This window comes from Mesorhizobium sp. M0618, from assembly GCF_040320765.1.
Taxonomy (GTDB): domain Bacteria; phylum Pseudomonadota; class Alphaproteobacteria; order Rhizobiales; family Rhizobiaceae; genus Mesorhizobium.
The window spans coordinates 169,044-190,698 of sequence record NZ_JAMYQH010000008.1; the positions used below are offsets into that span (position 1 = coordinate 169,044).

The 21,655-nt window shown below is 63.0% G+C and carries 20 protein-coding genes; 5 read left to right on the forward strand and 15 right to left on the reverse strand.

From position 1 onward, the window contains the following. Window positions 1-42: 42 nt before the first annotated feature. Window positions 43-447, reverse strand: coding sequence for a Fur family transcriptional regulator (locus NKJ04_RS11605; protein ID WP_013529546.1), 405 nt, complete (start codon window positions 445-447; stop codon window positions 43-45). Window positions 448-692: 245 nt separating this feature from the next. Here NKJ04_RS11605 and NKJ04_RS11610 point away from each other — a divergent pair, with 245 nt between their 5' ends. The 3 genes from NKJ04_RS11610 (at window position 693) to NKJ04_RS11620 (ending at window position 4,085) form a co-directional block, all read left to right on the forward strand. Further along, on the forward strand, window positions 693-2,891 hold the full coding sequence (locus NKJ04_RS11610; RefSeq protein ID WP_352674977.1) for a caspase family protein: 2,199 nt from the start codon (window positions 693-695) through the stop codon (window positions 2,889-2,891). 109 nt (window positions 2,892-3,000) lie between these two features. Further along, a complete protein-coding gene (locus tag NKJ04_RS11615) occupies window positions 3,001-3,381 on the forward strand; it encodes a hypothetical protein (RefSeq protein WP_352440845.1) in 381 nt (126 codons plus the stop codon). Beyond that, the gene (locus NKJ04_RS11620) at window positions 3,378-4,085 is read left to right on the forward strand and encodes a DUF4760 domain-containing protein (RefSeq protein WP_352440844.1); all 708 of its coding nucleotides are present in this window, start codon (window positions 3,378-3,380) and stop codon (window positions 4,083-4,085) included. Before NKJ04_RS11615 ends, NKJ04_RS11620 begins: the two co-directional genes overlap by 4 nt. A gap of 60 nt (window positions 4,086-4,145) precedes the next feature. On the opposite strand, the gene NKJ04_RS11625 is transcribed toward NKJ04_RS11620, so the two are convergent. After that, window positions 4,146-5,240, reverse strand: a complete 1,095-nt coding sequence (locus NKJ04_RS11625; protein WP_352610145.1) for a trypsin-like serine peptidase — start codon at window positions 5,238-5,240, stop codon at window positions 4,146-4,148. Window positions 5,241-5,637: 397 nt separating this feature from the next. On the opposite strand from NKJ04_RS11625, the gene NKJ04_RS11630 reads away from it, so the two are divergent. Beyond that, a complete protein-coding gene (locus NKJ04_RS11630) occupies window positions 5,638-6,735 on the forward strand; it encodes a S1 family serine peptidase (protein WP_352610143.1) in 1,098 nt (365 codons plus the stop codon). A 71-nt stretch (window positions 6,736-6,806) separates the two neighbouring features. Here NKJ04_RS11630 and mgrA read toward each other — a convergent pair whose 3' ends face one another. The 7 genes from mgrA to NKJ04_RS11665 all read right to left on the reverse strand — a co-directional run bounded on the left by mgrA (window position 6,807) and on the right by NKJ04_RS11665 (window position 14,174). Beyond that, on the reverse strand, window positions 6,807-7,853 hold the full coding sequence (gene mgrA, locus NKJ04_RS11635) for an L-glyceraldehyde 3-phosphate reductase (RefSeq protein ID WP_023812497.1): 1,047 nt from the start codon (window positions 7,851-7,853) through the stop codon (window positions 6,807-6,809). Between the two features lie 121 nt (window positions 7,854-7,974). Continuing rightward, window positions 7,975-9,117, reverse strand: a complete 1,143-nt coding sequence (locus NKJ04_RS11640) for a Gfo/Idh/MocA family protein (protein WP_352610140.1) — start codon at window positions 9,115-9,117, stop codon at window positions 7,975-7,977. Window positions 9,118-9,128: 11 nt separating this feature from the next. Continuing rightward, a complete protein-coding gene (locus NKJ04_RS11645) occupies window positions 9,129-9,875 on the reverse strand; it encodes a sugar phosphate isomerase/epimerase family protein (protein ID WP_352610137.1) in 747 nt (248 codons plus the stop codon). Window positions 9,876-9,928: 53 nt separating this feature from the next. Further along, window positions 9,929-11,026, reverse strand: coding sequence for an ABC transporter ATP-binding protein (locus NKJ04_RS11650; protein ID WP_352610134.1), 1,098 nt, complete (start codon window positions 11,024-11,026; stop codon window positions 9,929-9,931). 5 nt (window positions 11,027-11,031) lie between these two features. Beyond that, on the reverse strand, window positions 11,032-11,964 hold the full coding sequence (locus NKJ04_RS11655; RefSeq protein WP_502897903.1) for a carbohydrate ABC transporter permease: 933 nt from the start codon (window positions 11,962-11,964) through the stop codon (window positions 11,032-11,034). A gap of 2 nt (window positions 11,965-11,966) precedes the next feature. Then, the gene (locus tag NKJ04_RS11660) at window positions 11,967-12,854 is read right to left on the reverse strand and encodes a carbohydrate ABC transporter permease (RefSeq protein WP_352674986.1); all 888 of its coding nucleotides are present in this window, start codon (window positions 12,852-12,854) and stop codon (window positions 11,967-11,969) included. Between the two features lie 81 nt (window positions 12,855-12,935). Next, window positions 12,936-14,174 carry an ABC transporter substrate-binding protein gene (locus NKJ04_RS11665; RefSeq protein ID WP_352674989.1) on the reverse strand — a complete coding sequence of 413 codons (1,239 nt, stop codon included), beginning with the start codon at window positions 14,172-14,174 and terminating at the stop codon, window positions 12,936-12,938. A 402-nt stretch (window positions 14,175-14,576) separates the two neighbouring features. Between NKJ04_RS11665 and NKJ04_RS11670 the strand changes: the two genes are divergently transcribed. After that, entirely contained in the window at window positions 14,577-15,632 is a 1,056-nt protein-coding gene (locus NKJ04_RS11670; RefSeq protein WP_023812490.1) for a LacI family DNA-binding transcriptional regulator, read from the forward strand. Window positions 15,633-15,641: 9 nt separating this feature from the next. Here the strand turns inward: NKJ04_RS11670 and gnd are convergent, their stop codons facing one another. The 6 genes from gnd to NKJ04_RS11700 form a co-directional block, all read right to left on the reverse strand. Beyond that, a complete protein-coding gene (gene gnd, locus NKJ04_RS11675; protein WP_352674993.1) occupies window positions 15,642-17,069 on the reverse strand; it encodes an NADP-dependent phosphogluconate dehydrogenase in 1,428 nt (475 codons plus the stop codon). A gap of 173 nt (window positions 17,070-17,242) precedes the next feature. Next, window positions 17,243-18,880 carry a copper resistance CopC/CopD family protein gene (locus tag NKJ04_RS11680; protein WP_352674996.1) on the reverse strand — a complete coding sequence of 546 codons (1,638 nt, stop codon included), beginning with the start codon at window positions 18,878-18,880 and terminating at the stop codon, window positions 17,243-17,245. A 52-nt stretch (window positions 18,881-18,932) separates the two neighbouring features. Continuing rightward, window positions 18,933-19,451, reverse strand: coding sequence for a YcnI family copper-binding membrane protein (locus NKJ04_RS11685; RefSeq protein WP_352674999.1), 519 nt, complete (start codon window positions 19,449-19,451; stop codon window positions 18,933-18,935). Between the two features lie 41 nt (window positions 19,452-19,492). Further along, a complete protein-coding gene (locus tag NKJ04_RS11690; protein WP_352675002.1) occupies window positions 19,493-20,032 on the reverse strand; it encodes a copper chaperone PCu(A)C in 540 nt (179 codons plus the stop codon). Between the two features lie 97 nt (window positions 20,033-20,129). Then, window positions 20,130-20,486, reverse strand: coding sequence for a DUF2946 family protein (locus tag NKJ04_RS11695; protein ID WP_352675005.1), 357 nt, complete (start codon window positions 20,484-20,486; stop codon window positions 20,130-20,132). Window positions 20,487-20,680: 194 nt separating this feature from the next. After that, entirely contained in the window at window positions 20,681-21,583 is a 903-nt protein-coding gene (locus NKJ04_RS11700) for a GntR family transcriptional regulator (RefSeq protein WP_352675008.1), read from the reverse strand. Between the last annotated feature and the right edge of the window lie 72 nt (window positions 21,584-21,655).

Genomic DNA, 21,655 nt, shown 5'->3' on the forward strand with positions numbered 1-21,655 from the left:
AAGCGACGCGGCGTAGACCCTAGGATGACGAAGCGATGGGCCTCAAGCCGCTTCGGCCAGGCACTTGGCACACGTCCCGCGAAACTCGATCACCGCCTTCTTGGCGGCGAAGCCTGTCGAGCGCACCCATTCGTCCAAGCTGTGGCCGACATCGTGGTCGGACATTTCGGTCACCTGCCCACATGTGTCGCATATCGCGAAGGCGGTCATCGAATGGCTGTGGTCGTGCGGCTCGGCGCAGGCGACGAAAGAATTGATGCTTTCGAGCCGGTGCACGAAACCTGACTTCACCAGCGTGTCGAGCGCTCGATAGACCTGCAGAGGCGCGCGAAAACCGCGCTCGCGCAGTTGGTCGAGCAAGGTATAGGCACTGAGCGGTCCGCTGGCGGTCTCGAGTTTCTCGAGCACGCACAGCTGGTTCTTCGTCAGCACATCCCTTGCCGCCATGATCCTGTTTCCAACTCGCCTTCCGTCGCTTGCGCCGCGCACAAACTATCCATGTACCCATCCAGATAGCGACGAACAGGCATTTTTGCTACTGTTTCCAGCATTCTGCCCGCAAGGCGGTCGAGAACATCGATCGGAGCGGGGCAACAGGCAGGTTGCTCTGCGATGTAACGTTCAAAATACTGACAATATCTTCAGCGAGGATTGCCGCGCTTGGAATTTCGGTCGGGCTTGGGGAAGCAATCATGATCAAATTGACGCGGCGGACGCTGCTGGTCGGCACGTCCGCTTTGACCATGGCCGGCATGGTGTCGTTCCGGACCATGGCCGCATCGCGCACCTATCATGCGCTGCTGGTCGCCTGCACCGAATATCCCAACCTTCCGCAGAGGAATTGGCTGGTCGGGCCGAAGAACGACGCAGCCCTCGTCCGCGACTATCTCCTGAAGAATGTGCCCGACCCGGTGCGGTTCGCGCCGGAGAACGTCACGCTGCTCGCCAAGGATGTCCCCGGCGCCAGTGGCCTGCCGACCCATGCGGCCATCAAGGCCGCATTGGCCGACCTTGCCGCCAAGGTTCAGCGCGACGATTTCGTCTATCTGCATCTGTCCGGTCACGGCGCCCAGCAGCCGCAGATGGTCAAGGGCGACGAAACCGACGGGCTCGACGAGATCTTCCTGCCCGTCGATATCGGCAAATGGATCAACCGCGATGCCGGCGTGCCCAATGCGCTGATCGACAACGAGATCGGCGCGGCACTCGACGCCATTCGCGACAAGGGCGCTTTCGTCTGGGTCGTGTTCGACTGCTGCCATTCCGGCACCGCGACACGCGCCGTCGAGGTCGATGACGAGTTGGAGCGCAAGGTCGAGTTCGCCGACCTGGTCGGCGGCAACGAGGCCGAGCGGGCTGCCGCGATCAAGGCCTATGACGAGGTGATTTCGGTCGCCGGCTCGCGCGGCGTCGACGACAATGGCACGCGCAAGCCCGCCTTCACCCTGACGCCGACCGGTGGCGAACCGATCACCAAGGGCAAACTGGTCGCCTTCTATGCCGCGCAGACGGTGGAGACGACACCGGAAATGCCGCTGCCCAAGGGCATCGCGGATGCGCCGCGGTTCGGCCTGTTCACCTTCACCATCCTGTCGAAACTGGCCGAGAATCCCAACGTCACCTATCGCCAGCTCGGCCAGGCCGTGCTGCAGCAATATTCGGCCGACAGCCGCACCCGGCCGACACCGCTGTTCGAGGGCGAACTGGATGCGCGGGTGTTCGGCACCGACAAGACCGACGCGGTCATGCAGTGGCCTGTCGTCATCAAGGACGGCGAAGCGACGATCGGCGCCGGCCTGCTGCACCGCCTCACCCCCGGCAGCAAGCTCGCCATCCTGCCGTCGGCGCTGTCGCCGCTGTCCGACGCTGTCGGATTTTTGGAAGTGCAGTCGGCAAAAAACCTGGAAAGCCGCGTCAAGCCGGTCGAGTTCGACAAGAAGCCGGCGCTCAAAGTCGCCGACATTCCCGCCAACGCCTATGGGCGGGTGGCGGAGATCGCCGTCGACTACAAGCTCGTCTTGGCGCGGCCGGCCGCGGCCAAGGGACTTGAGAAGGAAACCGCTCTGGTCAATGCGGTTCTCGACGAACTGGCCATAGCCAGGGAGACCGGCTTCAACATCGAGCTGGTCGAGCCCGGCAAGAGCGCCGACCTCCGCCTCGCGGTGATGCGCGAGAATGCCGTTCCCGGCGCCGCCAAGGATGCGACCGCTAAGCCGGCGCTGTGGTTCCTGCCGGCGTCGGGCGACGTGACCTTGAAGGAGGGCGGCAAACCGCCGCTGATCATCATTCACGACCGCCAGAAACTGGCCGATGCAACGACCAGGAACCTGCGCACCATCTTCCGCGCCACCGGGCTTTCGCGGCTGGCGGCGGCCTCGGACTACAGGCCCGAGGACGTCGACGTCCAGTTCCAGGTCAAACGTCGCGACAAGGATGGCCTCGAACCGCTGCAGGCTTCGGTTGTGCCGCGCGTCTCGCCGGGCGACGAAGTGCATGTGCTGGCCAAGAACGGCTCGGATCTGCTGGTCGACATCAACGTGCTCTATGTCGGCAGCGACTATTCGATCACCCATATCGTTGCCGAACGCCTCGCCCCGCAAGCCATACTCGAAGAGGGGCTGCTGGCCTTCACCGACACCAGCTTCGGCATGGAACGGATGATCGCGGTTTTGACCGAGGCGCCGCCGGAGAGCGAGAAGCAGGATCTGAGCTTCCTGGCACAGGACGGCGTCGCCTCGGCGACACGCGGAATGGGCTCCGCCGGCTTCTCCGACATGCTGACCGATCTCGGCATGGCGCCGGCAACCCGCTCGGTGATGCGGCTTGCCGACAAGAGCGGCCCGAAAGGCGCGGTAATGATCTTCCCGCTGGAGACGGTGCCGCGCGCCTGAGCGGATGCCGGCGCGCAGGGCTCTGCGGCGGCTCTTGCGCGATCGGCGCGATATGAGAACATTCCCGGCCGCTGACGCATGACGGCGGATGAAATGGATAGGATCGATTGTGAAGAATTCTGTGTTTTCCTGGCGTGGAACGGTAGTCGGCCTTGCCGGCGGCCTGTTGCTGATCGCCAACGCGTCGGCGGACGAGGCCTGCGGCCTATGCGTCAAGCAGATCGTCACCAACTCGGAACTGGCGACATGTTTTCTCGATCAGTACGACCAGTTCGCCAAAAGCGGCAGCGACGCGGTTGTCGTCGATCTCAGCAACTGCGCCTCGCGTGGCGTCGTCGAAGCCTTGCCGTCCCCGAACAAGGGGGCGGCGGAGCCTGACGTACAGTTCATGATTTCGCGCCTGCAGTTGCAATGCCTGAAAAAGAAGCTGGAGACGCCGGGCATTGTGCTTGATCCCTCCGCCACCATTGAACTGGACAGCTGCGGATGAAGAAGCCGACGGGCAACACCAGGCAGACAGCAATGACCGCACCCGCAAAAGCGCAGGCCGGCAAACCGGCCCTGCAGGAAACCACCGAGGGTTTCCCGTGGCCAAGCAGCCACGAGATCAAGAAGGAGAGCAACCCCTTCACAGACCGCGATTGGCGCATGCTGGTCTATGCCTGGTCGGGCATGGCCGTGCGTCTCGCCATCATCTTCACCTTGATGTTCTCGGTCTACCAGTTCCTGGCCAACCAAGAGCAGAAGCGCGTCGAGCAGACCATGTCGCTTGTCGAGCTCTGGGAAAACAAGGACTACCAGCAGGCGCAGCGTGCCCTGAAGGATCGTCTGACGGCGCTCAACGCCAAATATGACAATCTGCTCAGCGCCAACCCCTCGCCGACCGAGGAGCAGGTGTTCCGGCAACGCATCGGCATCGAGGCGATGACCGCCTCCGGCGGCGACATGCCGCTCGCCGACTTCAGCGAGAATTTCGATCGCATCGTCTATTTCCTCAACCGGCTGTCCTTCTGCATCGACGGCGATTTGTGTTCGCGCAAAGTGACCGATGCTTATTTCCGTGACTATGCCGTCTCTTTCTGGAGCTATTTTGCCGGCTACATAGATAAGCAGCGCAAGGCGGGTTCTCCCACTTTCGCTTCGGCAATCGAGAGCTACGTGCGCAACGGCACGCCTGCAGCCGAAGCCAAATAGCGGCGCGAAAAAGGCGGCGGGATTGCTCCGCCGCCTTTTTCCACCGCGAAGGCGCAGTGATTACTTATACAGGCTGTTGATCCACTGGACATTGGCGGCGTTCAGGCGCACGGCGGTGTTCGCGTCGGGGCTTTCCGCCACGTTGACACCGGTGACGATGCGCTGCTTGGCCTTGTTGTCGTAGGCATAGACCGAGCTGCCGCTCGACCCTGGGAACGTATCGCAGTCGTACTGGAAATATTCCGGCGCGATGTTTTCGGCGTGCACTTCGCAGTTTGCCTTCCACATCGTGCCCATCGGCTTGTCGCCGGGATAGCCGACGAGATTGGCGGTGAAGTCGCCGAGATCGTCATAGTTCGCATAGCCCAGCCAGCCGAGATTGGTGCCGACATCCTGCTTCAGCGTGACGATGCCGAGATCCCACAGCAGGACCGAACCATAATAACCCTGGTAGTTGTCGATGAAGCCTTGCAGCACATAGGCGCTTTCGAAGGCGAAGGCGCCGAACGGTGCGTCGTCGGCCGTGCTGCCGTTAAGGCCCGGCACGAACAGGTAGTCGGAGAGCCAATCCTTGTCCTCATGACTGTAGAGGCAGTGCGCGGCGGTGAGTACGGTTCGCGGACCGATCAGCGTTGCCGAACAGCTGCCGAAGCTGCCCGTCTTCGGCGATTTGGCTTCGAGATAGCCTATTGCCGAGAACGGATAGGTCTTGGTGTTCTTGACCTGCTCGCGATCGTCGGTGCCGAAAACCTGACGGCCGGCTTCGCCTTCGCCGAGGTCCGGATCCTCGGTCTTGCGCTCGGCCCCGTCTTTTCCAGTGGCCGGAGCGTTCAGTTCCTTGATGATAAGCTCCCGCAGCGCTTGGCTCGGCTCGATCTTGATCTCCTTGCCATCGGCGGACCGTCCGACGATGCCGTAGGATTTGACAGCCGTTGCCTCGTCGGCAAGCGGCGCGGCGCGGCTGTCTTCGTCGGTCAGCTTCGGTGGCGGGATTGGCTTTGCCCGCCCGGGCTTGTAGTCGCCTGAAGTCACGTCGCGCGCGCTTTCGCCATTGCCGGTACTGGCGGAACCAGGATCGGCGGCGAAAGCCGGAACCGTCCACATTGCGGTGGAAAGCAATGCGGACGCAACAAGTGCGTTTGTCAGTTTTGTCATGGTGAGACTCTCCCAAAAGTCAGCAAGGACTGGATCAAGATACAGAAATATTGTCGAGATCGTGGTGAGGCCAAAAAAGGAGTTTTTGATTACCGGTGCCTGACCTGATCATTACCCCTACAGTCTGTCGAGGTCCCGCCAGAGGCACTCGCGCGGATATATTGCCTAAATTAATACAACATTGGAATGACAAATCGCTTCCACATAGCCCGTGGGGGGCTATAGGATTTTGAGCGAGGTCTGCACAGGAACGCGATCCGCGAAGCGGTGCCCGACTTGGTGTTCCTGCCGTGCCGCAACAACTGTGCTGCGCGGTCTGATCCCCAGGCTGAGGCTTGTTTCGTTGATCATGTGCCGGGGCTGGTCCGCTCGGGTACATGTCTCAGGAGGGCTTCAGGTGAACATCATCCATCGGTTCAGGCCGATCGCCGCCGCATCGCTGCTCGGCATCGCGGCCGTCCTTGCGGCAGCCAATTTCACCCAGGCCGACGAAGCGGTCGCCCGACCGGAGGCAGCGGTCTCGCCAATGAAGCGCGTGACGGAAGCCAGGGCGAAAGCAGCGGCGGAGAACCCCGACGCGGCCGACCGCGTCTATGGCGGCAACCAGGCCGAAAAGGGAGCCTACCCGTTCCAGGTCGCGCTGCTCACCACCGACAGGCTGGACGAGAATCCGGCATCGCAGGCCAACGCCCAATTCTGCGGCGGCAGCCTGATCGCGCCGCAATGGGTGCTGACGGCAGCACACTGCCTCAACGACAAGGGCCAGCCGGTTTCGCCCGAGAGCGTCACCGTGCTGACCGGTGCAACCGATCTCAGCGAAGGCAAGCGCCACAAGGTGGTGGAGGTCATCGTCAACGAAGGCTACAGCGAGCAGACCCTCGACAACGACCTCGGGCTGCTTCGGCTTGCCGAACCGGCCGACGCTCCGACCATCAAGGTCGCCCAGGACGCAACGCCCGAGACCGGCAAGACGACGGTCACCGGCTGGGGCAAGATGCAGGACGGCACCTTTCCGACCACGCTGATGGTCGCCGACCTCGACCTGCAGCCGAACCAGGCCTGCAACAGCGCCATCAAGGCCATCTATGCACATGATCTGAAGGCAGCACTTGGCGATTTGTCGCGCCGTATGCGCTATTCGAAAAAAGGCATCGACGCGGCCGCCAATGCGATCGCCGCCGACATGACCGACCCGCTGACCGGCAACATGATCTGCGCCGGCACCACCAGCGGCGTGCGCGATGCCTGCAATGGCGACAGCGGCGGCCCGTTGTTCATGACCGGCACCGGCGGGCCGGTCCAAATCGGCGTCGTCAGCTGGGGCGAAGGCCCGGCTGACGGCAGTGCTGCCTGCGGCCACAAGGACGCCTACGGCATCTACACGCGGCTGGTCAACTACACCGGCTGGATCGAGGCGAAGATGAAAAGCTCTGCTCCGGCGCCTGCCAAACCCAAGGCGGGACTCGGCACGGCGCAGAAGCCGAAAACGCCCTGAACCGCGGCCATTTGGCTTCCCATGAAAAACGGCGGGAGTGCCGCCGCTCTTATTTTGCCGGCTCGAGTGGTCTATTTTCGCGGCGGGCCTTTGCGCTCGGCCGAAGCTGCCCACAGATTGATATCGGACTCCCGGGCGTAGGTATCGATCTCGGCGAGTTCGGCATCGCTGAAGTCGAGCACCTTGAGCGCGCCGACGCAGTCCTCGACCTGCTCCGGCCGGCTGGCACCGATCAGCGCCGAGGTCACCCTGCCCTTGCGCAGCACCCAGGCCAGCGCCATCTGCGCCAGCGTCTGCCCACGCTTGCTGGCGATGGCGTCGAGCGCCTTGATGTTGGCGATGGTCTTGTCGTTGATGAAGGCTGTCTTCAGCGACTTGCCCTGGGAAGCACGGCTGCCGTCCGGAATGCCGCCGAGATACTTGTTGGTCAGCATGCCTTGCGCCAGCGGCGAGAACACGATGGAGCCGACACCGAGCCCTTCGAGCGTGTCGAGCAGGCCGTCTTCCTCCACCCAGCGGTTCAGCATCGAATAGCTCGGCTGGTGGATGACGCAAGGCGTGCCAAGCTGCTTCAAGATATCGGCGGCCTCGCGCGTGCGCTGCGAATTGTAGGACGAGATGCCGGCATAGAGCGCCTTGCCCGAGCGCACCGCATGGTCGAGCGCACCCATCGTTTCTTCCAGCGGCGTGTCGGGGTCGAAACGGTGCGAATAGAAGATATCGACATAGTCGAGCCCCATGCGTTTCAGGCTCTGGTCGAGGCTGGCCAGAATGTATTTGCGCCCGCCCCATTCGCCGTAGGGGCCGGCCCACATTTCGTAGCCGGCCTTCGTCGAGATGATCAGTTCGTCGCGGTAGGCGGCGAAGTCGGTGCGCAGGATTTCGCCGAAAGCGGTCTCGGCAGAACCGGGCGGCGGACCGTAATTGTTGGCGAGGTCGAAATGCGTGATGCCGAGGTCGAAGGCCTTGCGCGCGATCGCCTGCTTGGTCTTGTGCGGCGTGTCGTTGCCGAAATTATGCCACAACCCCAGCGAGATTGCCGGCAGCTTCAGGCCGGAGCGGCCACAGCGGTTGTAGATCATCTTTTCATAGCGGTTTTCGGCAGGCGTGTAGGGCATCGGAAAATCCTCAAATGAAAACGAGCCGGTCGGCTGCATCGCGACAACGCGGCGAGTTGGCTCTGCCCCTCACCCTTACCCTCTCTCCGTCGAAACGGGGAGAGGGTTGAGGTGTGCTGCCCTATTTCTTCTTCGCCAAAAGCGCCTTGGCTTCCTTGACGCCAAGTGCCGCCGGCCGTTCGCAGGTGGTCTGCATGGCGACGAACTTGCCGGTTTCGCCGGAGCGCAACAGGCCGGTCATCACGTCGACGGCGTGCAGCGCCAGTTCCATGGAACAGCGATGCGGCCGGCCTTCCGCGATCGCCACCGCCATGTCGGCGAGGCCCGATGTGCGGTAGTTGGCCATCATGCCTTGCGAATGCATCTCGTTGGGCACGCCGAACGGATGCGGCCAGTTCGGCAGCTTCTTGACCGGCTTGGCCGCGTCGGTGAAGCGAACGTCACCACCGAAGAAGTTCGGGTCCGGCACGAACACCGTACCCGCCTCGCCATAGAGTTCCATCGGCGCGTGGCCGTGGGCCCAGACGTCCCAGCTGGTGTTGAGCGTGATAACGGCGCCGTTCTCGAACTCCAGCAGCCCATGGATGGTCGTCGGCGTGTTGACCGGTATCTTTTCACCCGCGCGCGGCTTTGAACTGATCGTCCGCTCCTTGGCCGGCGTCGTCGCGAAGGCCGCGACCTGTTTCACCGGTCCGATCAGCTGGATCAGATTGGTGATGTAGTAAGGCCCGATATCGAGCACGGGACCGGCGCCCGGCTGGAAGAAGAAATCCGGATTGGGGTGCCAATGCTCCATGCCGTGGCCCATGACATGACAGGTACCACTCGTGACCTTGCCAAGCTTGCCGGTGTCGATCAGGTTGCGCACCAGCTGGTGCGCGCCGCCGAGGAAAGTGTCTGGCGCCGAGCCGATCCGAAGACCCTTTTTCTGCGCCCGCTTCTTAAGGTCGAGCCCTTCCTTGACCGACAGCACGAACGGTTTTTCCGAATAAACGTGCTTGCCGGCGTCGAGTATCTGCTTCGACACCTCATAATGCACCGCCGGGATGGTCAGGTTGACGATGATGTCGATGTCGTCGGCCCTGAGCAGGTCTTCGACGGTCTCGGCGCGCAGCTTGAACTCCTTCGCCCGAGCCCTGGCCGCCTCCATGTTGATGTCGGCGCAGGCACGCATCTCGATGCCGCGAAACAGCGGCGCCAGCGAAAAATACGCTTTCGAGATGTTGCCGCAGCCGATGACGCCGATGCCAAGTTTCTTTGCCATGCTGATTGCTCCTAATAGGTTTTGGCGGCTGCGATGGAGCGGCGGGCGAAACGCTCGATGTCGTTGGGGTTGTCCTGTTCCATGACGTAGTATTGGGCAGCACTCTTGGCACGCAGCACCTTGACCAGGCCGGCCCAGTCGATGGTGCCATGGCCGACATCCGACCAGCCATCCTCATCCAGCCCCTCGCCGGGCTTGGCCATGTCCTTGACGTGGACGGCGCTGATGCGCTTGCCGTGTTTTTCGATCCACGACAACGGATCATCGCCGCCGCGCACCACCCAGGCAACGTCCATCTCCCAGCTGACATCGGGCGCGGATGACAGGATGTGGTCCTGCGGCACCGATCCGTCGGCAAGTTTCTTGAACTCGAAATCATGGTTGTGCCAGGCAAAGCCGTAGCCGGCCTTTTTCGCGGCGTCGCCGACCTTGGCCAGGCGTTCGCCGAAGCCGCGCCAGCCGGCGGCGTCGGATGGCCGCTGGTCGGGCATCAGGAAAGGGCAGATGAGCAGCGTGATACCGAGTGCGTCGGCGGTTCTGCGCACGCCGTCGAAATCGTTCTCGAGAGCGTCGATCGAGAAATGCCCAGTCGGCATGGCAAGCCCGTTCTTGTCGAGCTCGGCACGGAAAGCCTCGGGATCATCATAGACGCCGCCAAAACCTTCGACCTGAGCGTAGCCGAGCTTGCCGAGCGTGGCGAGCACACCGTCCCAGGGTTGGAAATTGCGGGCGCTGTAAAGTTGGAATGACCAATTCATCGTCTCTGTCCGTTTCGCTTGGGGATTGTCGTTGGAAGGTTGGTTCTCGGAAGCTAGATGCGTGTGCCGGTTGCCGTGTCGAAAAGCGAGGCGCGCATCGGATCGAAGCCAAGCGTCACCGCCTCGTCGTTCTTGGGCGTGCGTTCCGAGGTCACCCGGACGCTGAAATTCTGCTGGGCAAGCATCAGCCAGACCAGCGTGTCGGAGCCCATGGGCTCGACCACCTCGACATTGGCGGCTATCGAGAACGGCCAGCCGGTGCCACTGTTCAGACTGACATGCTCGGGCCTGATACCGAATGTGACGGGGCCTGGAGCCGGAGGCTTGGCAAAGTCGTAAGTGCCGAGCGGGATCTTGATATCCTCGGCCGCGAACCGCCAGCCGCCGTCCGCGTCTTCCAGACGGCCATCGACGAAGTTCATTGCGGGCGAGCCGAGGAAGCCGGCGACGAAGCGGTTGACCGGACGGTTGTAGATGGTCTGCGGCGCATCGAGCTGCTGGATGACGCCGCCCTTCATCACCGCGATACGGTCGGCCAGCGTCATCGCCTCGATCTGGTCGTGGGTGACGTAGATCATGGTGTTCTGCAGCTTGCGATGCAGCAGCTTGATCTCGACGCGCAGTTCGGCGCGCAGCTTGGCATCGAGATTGGACAGCGGCTCGTCGAACAGGAACACGTCGACATCGCGCACCAGCGCCCGTCCGATGGCGACGCGCTGGCGCTGGCCGCCGGAAAGTGCGGCCGGCTTACGCTGCAGCAGCGGCTCGATCTGCAGGATTTCAGCCGCCCGCGCGATCCGCTTGGCGATCTCTTCTCTTGGCGTGCCGGCGACACGCAGACCGAAGGACAGGTTCTTCTCCACCGTCATTTGCGGATAGAGCGCATAGGACTGGAACACCATGCCGATGCCGCGGTCCTTGGGCTCTTCCCAGGTGACGTTCTTGCCCTTGATGAAGATGCGGCCTTCGGAGACATCGAGCAGGCCGGCAATGCAGTTGAGCAAGGTCGACTTGCCGCAGCCGGACGGCCCGAGCAGCACGATGAACTCGCCATCGGCGACATCGAGATTGAGCGTCTCCAGGACGGTCACCGCGCCGAAATTCAGCGACAGGTCCTGGATCGAAACGCTGGTATCGTTGGCTGCCGTCATCGCCATCACCCCTTCACCGCGCCGGCGGCGATGCCGCGTACGAAAAGCTTGCCGGAAATGAAGTAGACGATGAGCGGCACAAGCCCGGTCAGGATGGTTGCGGCCATGTTGACGTTGTACTCCTTCACGCCTTGCACCGAATTGACGATGTTGTTGAGCTGCACCGTCATCGGATAGGTGTCGGGGCGGGTGTAGACGACGCCGAACAGGAAGTCGTTCCAGATGCCGGTCACCTGCAGGATGATGGCGACGACGAAGATCGGCAGCGACATCGGCAGCATGATGCGCAGGAAGATGCCCCAGAAGCCGGCGCCGTCGACGCGTGCCGCCCGGAACAGCTCTTCCGGCATCGAGGCGAAATAATTGCGGAACAGCAGCGTCAGGATCGGCATGCCGAAAATGGAATGGACGATCACCAGCCCGCTGAGGCTGCCGTAGAGGCCGATTTCGCGCAGGATGATGACGATCGGATAGATCATCACCTGGTAGGGAATGAAGGCGCCGACGATCAGGATGATGAAGAACGTATCGGCGCCCTTGAAGCGCCAATTGGCCAGTGCATAACCATTCACCGAGGCGATGGCGATCGACAGCAGCACCGACGGCACGGTGATCCGCACCGAATTCCAGAAACCGCGCGAGAGCCCGTCGCAGTTAAGGCCGGTGCAGGCCGTCGACCACGCCTTGACCCACGGCTCGAAGGTGATCTCGAGCGGCGGTGAGAAGATGTTGCCGAGCCGGATCTCCGGCATGCCCTTGAGCGAGGTGACGACCATGACATAGAGCGGCAAGAGGTAGTAGACCGCCATGACGAACAATGTGCCGTAGAGGAAGACGTTGCGGCGCGAAATCATGCGGCGCGGCTTTGGACCGCAGGGCCCGGCGATGTCCTGGCGCGCGCCGGCGGCAACGCTTGCTTGAGCGGTGATGTCTGCAATGCTCATTTGCGTCGCCCGAACTCGAGATAGGCCCAAGGCACGATGACGATCACCACCGAGAGCAGCATCATGGTCGAGGCGGCAAAACCCTGGCCGAGGTTCTGGGCGAAGAACATATAGTCGTAGACGTACTTGGCCGGCACTTCGGAGGCGATGCCCGGGCCGCCGCTGGTCTGGGCCACGACCAGGTCATAGACCTTGACGATGCCGGCAGCGATGATGACGAGCGTGGTGATGAAGACCGGCCGCATCATCGGGATGACGATGAACAGATAGGTCTTCCACATCGGGATCCCATCCACGCGCGCCGCCTTCCAGATGTCTTCGTCGATACCGCGCAGGCCGGCCAGCATCAGGCACATGATGAGCCCGGTGCCTTGCCACAGCGCAGCGATCGATATGCCGTAGATGACGATGCTGGAATTATAGAGCGGATCGAAGCTGAAGCTCGTCCAGCCCAAGTCCCGCACGACCTGCTGGATGCCGAAATCCGGATTGAGCAGCCACTGCCAGACCAGGCCGGTGACGATGAAGGAGAGCGCGAAAGGATAGAGGAAGATCGTGCGGAACGTGTCCTCGAAGCGGATCTTCTGATCGAGCAGCGCGGCAAGCAGAAAACCGATGACCAGCGAGAACACCAGCGAGATCGCGCCGTAGATCAGCAGGTTCTCGATTGAGATCAGCCAGCGCGGCGCCGCCCACAGGCGGTAATACTGGTCGAGCCCGACGAAATTCAGGCGCGGCAGGAGCTTCGAATTGGTGAAGGAATAGAGCACCGTCCAAACGGTGCCGCCGACGAAAACCACCATGGCGGTGAGGATCATCGGGATCGAGGCGACCTTCGCATTGAGGTTGCGGAACAGAAGGTTGGGGCGTTCGCTCTTGCTCATCTCGTCAGCCGGCTGGGTAAGGGCGGTGCATTCCCGGCCCTGGATTCGCAAGGCCGGGAATGAGGCGGGTTGCCTCCAGCGTCAGTCCGCCGAAGCGACGAGGTCGGCGAAGCGCTTCTGCGCGTCTTCGACGGTCAGTTCCGGCTTGGCGAAGAATTCGGCGAAAAGGTCTTCCTTCTGTTTCTGGGTGTCCTGTGAAAGCAGTTGGTCCGTCCACGGCATGACGGCGCCCTTGGCAAGAATGGCGAGGCCCTTCTTCATGCAGTCGTTGGCCGCATTGAGATCGACGTCGCCGCGCACCGGCAGGGAACCCTTCTTCAGATTGAAGGCAACCTGCGTCTTGGGATCGAGCAGCGTCTCGGCCAGCACCTCCTGCGCCTTGCTCTTGTCGGCATCCTTGAGCAGCGGGAAGTAGAAGGCGTCACCGCCCGTGGCTATCACCTCGTTCAGCCCAAGGCCCGGCAGGCAGGTATAATCCTTGCCGGCGGTCTTGCCGGCAACCTGGAACTCGCCCTGCGCCCAGTCGCCCATGATCTGGCCAGCGGCCTTGCCGGTGATGACCAGGTTGGTCGCCTGGTTCCAGTCCTGCACATTGGTGTTCTTCGCCATCTTGCGGGCATCGTCCGCGGCCTTGAAGACCTTGGCGACTTCGGGCCCGGCGGCGAACTTGGCATCCTTGTCCTTGTAGACCTTGAGGAACGTGTCCGTGCCGCCCACAGCCGCAAGCAGGACGTCGAAGGCACCGGAGGATTGCCAGGCCTGACCGCCGACGGCGAGCGGGATGATGCCGGCCTTTTCCAGCGCCGGCGCTGCCGCCACGAATTCATTCCAGTCCTTCGGCAACGGCACGCCGGCCTTCGCGAAGGCTTCGTTGGACAGCCACAGCCACTGCCAGGAATGGATGTTGACGGGCACGCAGTAGATCTTGCCGTCGATGGTGCAGCCGTCGAGCAGGCTCTTCGGCCGGACGACATCAGTCCACTTGCCCTTGGTGGCGACGTCGGTGAGGTCGCGCATCAGGCCGGCCTGCACCAGTTCCTCCGCCTGCCGGCCATGGTTGAACTGCGTGGCGCCCATCGGATCGCCACCGGTGATGCGGCTGATCATGATTGGCCGCGCCGTGCCGCCGGAGCCGGCAATGGCGCCATCCACCCAGTGGTTGCCGGTCGCATCGAATGCCTTGGCAAGTTCCGCAACCGCCGCCGCCTCGCCGCCCGACGTCCACCAATGGGTGACTTCCAGGTCCGTCGCGGCCGCCTGGCCGGCAAACTGCAACGCGGCCGTCGCTGCCAGCGCAGCGGTCAAAAGTTTGTATCGCATTTCGGCTCCTCCCAGAATCTGAAACGTTACAGATTTTCGATACGGCAATTGCGCGGGCTGTGCAACCCATCAACGAAGCGCCCTCGATATTTTTCGGACCGCCAACAAATTCGCATGAATGATCGCGCTTCCCATGCACTGCAGCATGGTTTGCTGCGGCGCAAACACAGAAATGCCGCCTGATACGGGCAAAAGGCGGCGGCAGAGGCGATTTCTCCTGGAATCCCAATGCGTTTCGCAAAAGAACCATCCACCTCGTGGCGAGGGACATGTAACTCGATATGGCAATCTGTAACGTTTCAGTATATTGAGGCTTTGCCGGGGCCGGAACGCATATCGTACCGCTATGGCGGCGATTGCCGACATGGCTCGCGGCTGCTATGCGCCTGACGGGCGGGACGAATGGACAGACAGCGTACGGACAAGAACGGGGAGACCTCGGCACAGGGACGGCCGACGTTGAAGACGCTTGCCTTCATGACCGGGCTCGGCGTCACCACCGTGTCACGCGCCTTGAAGGATGCCCCGGAAATCGGCGCCGAAACCAGGCGCCGCGTCCAGCTCGTCGCCAAGCAGATCGGCTACCGGCCGAACCGCGCCGGCGTGCGTCTGCGCACCGGCAGGACCAATGTCATCAGCCTCGTGCTCAACACCGACCGCGAGATCATGAGCTTCGTCTCGGACATCATCTACGGCGTTTCGGAAGTGCTCGCCGAAACGCCCTATCACCTGATCGTCACGCCCTATTCCCGCTCGCAGGATCCGATGGAGCCGATCCGCTATCTCGTCGAGACCGGCTCGGCCGACGGAGTCATCATTTCGCGCACCCAACCGAACGATCCGCGCGCCCGCTACATGCTCGAGCACGGCATGCCCTTTGCCACGCATGGGCGCACCGACATGGGCCTCGTCCATCCCTACCATGACTTCGACAACCATGTTTTCGCGATGGAAGCCGTGCGCCGCCTGGCGAGCATGGGCAGGCACAAGCTGGCGCTTCTGTCGCCGCCGCCCGGGCTGACCTATTATGGCCACACGCTGAACGGCTTTGCCGATGCGCTGAGCGAGGTCGGAGCCAGCGAAATTCCGTTCAACACCGTTTCCATCGATCACACGATCGAGCAGATCAGGACCAGGACCGCGCAGGTGATGCGCCGCGAGAACAGGCCGGACGGCTTCGTCAGCAGCGCTGCCGCCGCGACACTGGCGATCGTCGCCGGCATCGAGGATGCCGGCCTCAAGCTTGGCCGCGACGTCGATGTCGTGTCCAAGCAGTCGTCGGACCTGTTGCACCTGTTCCGGCCGGAATTGCTCGTCGTCAACGAGAACTTCCGCCTGGCCGGCTCCGATCTCGCCCGCTCCGTGCTCGGCTGGATCGGCGGCGCCGCACCCGGCTCGTTGCAGCGCCTGGTCGCCACCAGCGAGGTTCGGGCGTTCAGCCCGCCGGTTTCCGTTTAGGCCCTTGGGTTAACCAGCCGCACCGCTTCCCCACGGCCCATGGAACGCGCCTTTGTCGTCGATACGCTCGAAGCCGTGCGCGCCGAAAAAGTCGCGCTGCGCCTGGATCAGGTTCGACGTGCCGCGGCCCTGGCGGTAGCTGTCGAAATAGGCAAGTGCGGAAGACAGCGCCGGAACCGGCGAGCCGGCCTCCGAAGCCCTCGCCACGATGCGCCGCAGCGACGGATGCGCTTCCTGCATCAGCGCGATGAAGGCCGGGGCCATCAGCAGATTGGTCGAGGCGCCGCCCTTGCTGAAGGCCTCCGCCATGGTGTCGAGCATCTGCGAGCGGATGATGCAGCCGGCGCGCCAGATCCTGGCGATGGTCGGCATTGGCAGGTTCCAGTTGAATTCCTTGGAGGCGCCGCTCATCACCGCAAAACCTTGGGCGTAGGCGGCGATCTTGCCGGCGAACAGCGCCAGTTCCAGATCTTTCAGCAAGGCGTCCTTGTCACCGGAAATCTTCGTCACGCCGATGTTGCCATAGGCCTTTTCCGCCGCCAGCCGCTCGTCCTTGATCGACGATAGAACGCGCGCCGCCACCGCCGCCTCGATCGCGGTGGCCGGGATGCCGAGCTGCTGCGCCTCGACGACAGACCATTTGCCGGTGCCCTTCTGGCCGGCGCGATCAAGGATGATGTCGACCACCGGCTTGCCGGTCTTCGGATCGTCTGATGCCAGCACCTTGGCGGTGATCTCGATCAGGTAGGAATTGAGCCGGCCCTTGTTCCAGTTGGCGAACACCGTGCCGATCTCCTTCGGGTCCATGCCCAGGCCGTCGCGCAGGATGCCGTAGATCTCCGCGATCATCTGCATGTCGGCATATTCGATGCCGTTATGGATGGTCTTGACGAAATGTCCGGCGCCGTCGGTGCCGAGCCATGCCGCGCAGGGTTCGTCCTTGAACTTGGCGGAGATCGCCGTCAGCACCTTCTCGACGCGTTTCCATGAGTCCTCCGTGCCGCCGACCATGATCGACGGTCCGTGGCGCGCACCCTCCTCGCCGCCGGACACGCCCATGCCGATGAAGGTGAGACCCGAGCCGGAAAGCTCGGAGAAGCGCCGCATCGTGTCGCGGAAATTGGCGTTGCCAGCGTCGATGACGATGTCGTTGGCCGACAGCACGCCGCGCAGAGCCGCGATCTGTTCGTCGACCGGCTTGCCGGCCAGCACCATGATGATGATCGGGCGCGGCGGCCGGATCGCGGCGGCAAGCTCTTCCAGGCTGTAGCAGGGCACGACCATGTCCCTGAGCGCGCCGGCATTCTCGATGAAAGCGTCCGTGCGCGCCCTGGTGCGGTTGAAGACGGCGATGCGATGCCCGTGCTCGGCGATGTTGAGCGCCAGGTTGGAGCCCATCGTGCCAAGGCCGATCAGGCCGATTTCGGCATTTTCCATCGTTTCTTCCCTGCTTTCGGATCTTGTTGGTTCGAGCCCGCGATTTGCGGGGATGCCCATTCTTCACGGGATGCCATTCTTCACGTGATGATTGACGGGCCTTTCGGGCCGCGTCAACCGCCTCGCCGAATTGTGTTGCGCGGATGGCCGGCCAAGCTCGTGCAGGTCTGGCTTTACGGCCTGATGTCGACGGGCGCTTCGATCTTCACCATCTCGAAGTCCGAGACCAGTATGTCGATGCGCACCGTCCACCGGCCCGGCACCGGGATGACGAGGTTGTCGACACGCCAACTGCCGTCGCCGGGCTTGCTCGCAGCGCGCTTCAGCGGCTCGATGCCGGAATCGGGTTTTGACAGCACAAGCGTCACCTCCTTGGCGTCGAGCAGGCCGAAATCGCCGCTCATGATGAACATCGAGGCAACGACCGGGCCGGCATGGCCCGGCGTGATGCTGAGATCGGCCATCGCTTTCAGCGCGTGGATATGGACCGACACCGGTTGCGCTGCCGCAATCGCCAGGGCTCGTGGCGGCGGCGTGAAGCGCCAGCCCGCGGCAACGCCGAAAATCGCCAACACGATCAACATCTCGACGCCGATCGAGCGGACCAACCTGCGTTGAACTTCCGTCGATCCCGCCTCGGCCGATGCCGTGAGTTTCCAGCGGTTGACGGCGGCGAGCGTGAACAGAAAGACCAGCAGCCCGAGCTTGATCAACAGCAGCCTTCCATAGGCGGTGTCGACCAGCGCCAACGGTGTTTGCACCTGGATGACGGCAAGCACGATGCCGGCAGAGGCAAGCACGGCCACCACCGGCAGGATCGCCCAAGAAAACCGCCGCAGGAATGGCGTGGCCCCCGCCGATTGCCCCTTCAGCGCCAGCCCGAGTGGGACCAATGCGCCGGCCCACAACGCGATGCCGACGCCGTGCAGGAACACCATCGGCCGTGTCAGCCATTGCGGTTCGGCGGCACTGGCATGGCCGCTGGCGGCAAGGGCAATCCCAACCCCGGCCAGGCCGGCCAGCGCAAATGGTTTGGCGGTGGCGCGGGGGCCGGCCAGCGACAGCAGGCCAAGCCCCAGCGCAATCAGCGCGACCAGCACCGTCCAGCCGAAACTGGTGCCGAGTCCGGTCCGCCAGATGACCGCCTGTGCCAGATGGGAGAGCGGTGCCCCGAGCGCATCAAGCCCCTGCAAGCCGAGCGACAAGGGCGCCGCGACAAGTCCGCCCAGGATTGCGGCTGCAACGAAGCGCTGTCCGGCGCGGCCACCTTGGGACAGCCAGGCGAGGGCGAAAGCGCCGCCGACGCCGAGAAAAAGGCCGATGTAGAGAAAGACCTTGCCGAGCCAGATGGCCGACCGCGACGGCCAGTCGGCGGCCTCGGACACGGCCGGCGGCGCGCTGGGTGCGCCGATGGAGAACAGTAGGGAACCACCGACCGGATGGCCGTCGGCCGAAATGACGCGCCAGCTCAGCACATGCGTACCGGACGCAAGCTTCTGGGGATTGTCGATCTCTACCGTCTGGTCGCTGAGCCGGAATGACGTTAGCGAAACCGGCGTTCCGTCGGGCTTCACCAGGGTCAGCACCAGTGGCGACACCGGCTCGCTGAAGGTCAGCGAGAACTGTGCCGGCCCCTGTTCCAGCACCGCGCCGTCGGCCGGATCGGTCTTGATCAGCGCGGCATGGGCAAAGGCCTGATCCGAGACGGCAAGGCTGGCAAGAAACACGATCACGGCCAACAGGCCGGCGGCAAGCCGGCCGGCAGGTTTGCAGGCCATGGAAGCCGTTTGCAGGAGGGACGTCGTGCTCATGTCACCGCCACGAAAATAGCGGCGCGCTCTTGCGAGCGCGCCGTTTGAAAGATCATTTCTTCGGCAGCAGCTTGATGCCGGGTGCCGGGTTTTCCAGCGCGTCCTCATCCTGGCCGGCTGCCGGGATTTCGATCCAGCGGTCGGCGGCCCCATCGCATTCCTGCACAACTGGGAAGTAAAGCTTCTGGCCGACAGGGAGATCCGCCGTCAGCGTCGCGCGGAAGACGAACTCGTCGTAGAATTCATCTGGCAGGCTGCCGCCGCTCCAGTCGACCTCCTTGACCCCGTCGGCAACCGCCTGACCATAGAGCTGGTAGGATTTGTCGTACTTGCCCTTTTTCGCCTGCAGCGTCCAGCCAGGCTTCGGCATCGGCTTCACAGCGATCACCCCTTCCGGAATCTGTACGCGAACGGCGGTCGTCGCCTTGCCGTCGCAGCCATGCGGCACCCGCAAAACGGCCTTGTAGGTCGAGCCGACCGCCGCCTCCTGGGTTTCGAACGTGACATGCGCGAAGGCGGCGCTGGTTCCGAGCGCGAGAAGTGCGCCGGCCGACAAAAGATATTTGTTCATGATGGTCCCTCGGATTTTCAAAATTTGTCGAACTGGCCCGGTCAATTGGCGTGATCGTCCATGGCGCCACCGCCCATGCCTTCGACAGCGAAATCGACGCTGACGGCGCCGGCCTTTTCGAAGGTCAGGGTAGCGGAGAACTTTTCGCCCTGTTTGGGTTGCCGCTTCAGGCCGATGAACATCAAATGATAGCCGCCAGGCGCAAGGGCTACCTTGCCGCCGGCCGGAATTTCCAGGCCGCCGGCAACCGGCCGCATGGTCATGACGCCGTCCTTGACGCCCATCTCATGCAGCTCGGCCTTTTCACAGACATCGGAGGAAATCGACACCAGCCGGTCCGGCGCACTGCCGTTGTTGGTGATGGTGAAATAACCGCCGGCAACTTTGGCGCCGGCCGGCGTGGCGCGCGACCAGGGGTGGCCGATCTCGAGATCGCCAACCTTGAACTCATGCGCGAGGACGGACTGGGCGCCTGTGAACAGCAGCGCAAGAGCCAGCACGGCAATGCCGACACGCTCTTCGATGCCGCGTAGAATGCCGCCGAGCATGGGACGCGCGGCGTCAGGGAAAAAATAGGACATGGTTGCTCCATGAAGTGAAGGTCGCGCCGTTGCCGGTCGCGAGCAGTTTGATCTTTGGATGGGTACGCCCACGAAAGGTTCCGCCGGGCAAACAGGCTCAGGCCGTCAGCGGCGGCGCGCGCGGATTCGACGGCGAGCGCTCACGCGCAAAGTCGAGATGGATGGCGGCCGGAAAGACAAAGGCGACCGTTTTGAAGGAAAGGCTGCCCAGCGCTAGGCCAGCGCCGGGCGGCGGCGCAAAGGCCGCCGAAACCATGCTGCAGCCGAGCACGCAGCATGTCGGCAGATGGGACGGCGGCTGGTTGCCGCCCGGAAGCTGGGTTGCGCCCTCATGGGTGCAGATGACGTTGCCGAAGGCATCGAGCTGCGATGCGTTGGTACCGGCGCCGAAGGCGAATGCGCCAAGCGTCGACTGGAGCAACAGCAGATAGGCCGCGACAAGCGCGGCCGGCATGCTCCATCGTCTCCTCGATACGCCCAAAGCCCTGCCTCTTCGCAGCAACGAACCATATCTAGCACGGGGCCGGCGGGTGGAAAATCGCCAAATCGCCGCGGCGCCAACGCGGCAGGCTCAATGCATGTCGCCCAAAAGTATAGCGGTTTTGGGACAACGACATGCATGAACAAGACACTGAACCGCGATGCGGTTCAGTGTTTTTGCAGCGACCGGCTCTCCGGGATCGAGGTCAGCAATGTCTGGCGCGCCGACTTCAGGTGCTTGCGGCAAGCGGCGTCGACCTTGCCGAGATCGCGTGATTTCAGCGCCTCTATGTAGACCAGATGCTCACCGATGGCGACTTCGTTGCGCTCGCGTTCCTGCGCCTTGTTCCACTGGTAATGGTAGTGGAAGATCATGGCGATGACATCGTAGAAATCGACGATGAAGCGGTTGCGCGACGCCCGGTGGATGAGCCGGTGGAAGCGCTCGTCGAGTTCGGAGAATTCGGTGAAGCGGGCGGCTATGTCGTTTGCCAACTGGCGATGCTCGTCTTCCAGGCGGTCGAGATCGGTCCAGACCGCGCTGTCCTGCGGTAAAGCGGCAAAGGCGGCCGCCGAGCGCAGTTCGAACATCTCGCGGATTTCGGTCAGCTCCAGCGCGAAGGCACGCGTAAAGCCCTTCAGCACCCAGTGACTGTTGCGGCGCTTCTCGATCAGGCCGAAGCGGGAGAAGCGGATCAGGAACTCGCGCACGCTGGTGGTGCCGACGCCGATCTCACGCGCCAGTTCGAGTTCGTTGATCTGCATGCCGGCTTCGGCGCCGCCGGCGAGCAGCCGACGCATGAACGACCGTTCGATGATCTCGGCCAGCGTGTCGGTCTCTTCCTCGGGGAAGAAATCATCGGGACGCGTCTCGCGCAGCACCGTCTTGGCGCGCTTGTTCCAGGCGATCAGCCCAGTCTCTTCCATGCGCGCGAGAATGGTGCGCACCGTGGTCCGGCTGACGCCAAGCAAGGTGCCCAGTTCCGGCTCCGAAGGCAGGCTGCGCGTTTCGTCGAGTAGCCGCAGGCAGCGGTTGTAGGCATCCTTGTAGACGTTGTTGCTCTTCGACATCCCTGATCCGTTGCACCCGTCGCTTGCCGCGGCCGGTTTGAAGCGCGATATGACGTTCCCATGGCCCTGAAA

Coding starts and splice junctions, on each gene's coding strand:
- NKJ04_RS11670 (WP_023812490.1), top strand. CDS start 14,577: ATGGACAGACAGCGTACGGACAAGAACGGGGAGACCTCGGCACAGGGA.
- NKJ04_RS11645 (WP_352610137.1), bottom strand. CDS start 9,875: ATGAATTGGTCATTCCAACTTTACAGCGCCCGCAATTTCCAACCCTGG.
- NKJ04_RS11685 (WP_352674999.1), bottom strand. CDS start 19,451: ATGAACAAATATCTTTTGTCGGCCGGCGCACTTCTCGCGCTCGGAACC.
- NKJ04_RS11700 (WP_352675008.1), bottom strand. CDS start 21,583: ATGTCGAAGAGCAACAACGTCTACAAGGATGCCTACAACCGCTGCCTG.
- NKJ04_RS11610 (WP_352674977.1), top strand. CDS start 693: ATGATCAAATTGACGCGGCGGACGCTGCTGGTCGGCACGTCCGCTTTG.
- NKJ04_RS11625 (WP_352610145.1), bottom strand. CDS start 5,240: ATGACAAAACTGACAAACGCACTTGTTGCGTCCGCATTGCTTTCCACC.
- NKJ04_RS11650 (WP_352610134.1), bottom strand. CDS start 11,026: ATGACGGCAGCCAACGATACCAGCGTTTCGATCCAGGACCTGTCGCTG.
- mgrA (WP_023812497.1), bottom strand. CDS start 7,853: ATGCCCTACACGCCTGCCGAAAACCGCTATGAAAAGATGATCTACAAC.
- NKJ04_RS11695 (WP_352675005.1), bottom strand. CDS start 20,486: ATGCCGGCCGCGCTTGTCGCGGCCTATCTGCTGTTGCTCCAGTCGACG.
- gnd (WP_352674993.1), bottom strand. CDS start 17,069: ATGGAAAATGCCGAAATCGGCCTGATCGGCCTTGGCACGATGGGCTCC.
- NKJ04_RS11620 (WP_352440844.1), top strand. CDS start 3,378: ATGAAGAAGCCGACGGGCAACACCAGGCAGACAGCAATGACCGCACCC.
- NKJ04_RS11605 (WP_013529546.1), bottom strand. CDS start 447: ATGGCGGCAAGGGATGTGCTGACGAAGAACCAGCTGTGCGTGCTCGAG.
- NKJ04_RS11660 (WP_352674986.1), bottom strand. CDS start 12,854: ATGAGCAAGAGCGAACGCCCCAACCTTCTGTTCCGCAACCTCAATGCG.
- NKJ04_RS11690 (WP_352675002.1), bottom strand. CDS start 20,032: ATGTCCTATTTTTTCCCTGACGCCGCGCGTCCCATGCTCGGCGGCATT.
- NKJ04_RS11665 (WP_352674989.1), bottom strand. CDS start 14,174: ATGCGATACAAACTTTTGACCGCTGCGCTGGCAGCGACGGCCGCGTTG.
- NKJ04_RS11640 (WP_352610140.1), bottom strand. CDS start 9,117: ATGGCAAAGAAACTTGGCATCGGCGTCATCGGCTGCGGCAACATCTCG.
- NKJ04_RS11680 (WP_352674996.1), bottom strand. CDS start 18,880: ATGAGCACGACGTCCCTCCTGCAAACGGCTTCCATGGCCTGCAAACCT.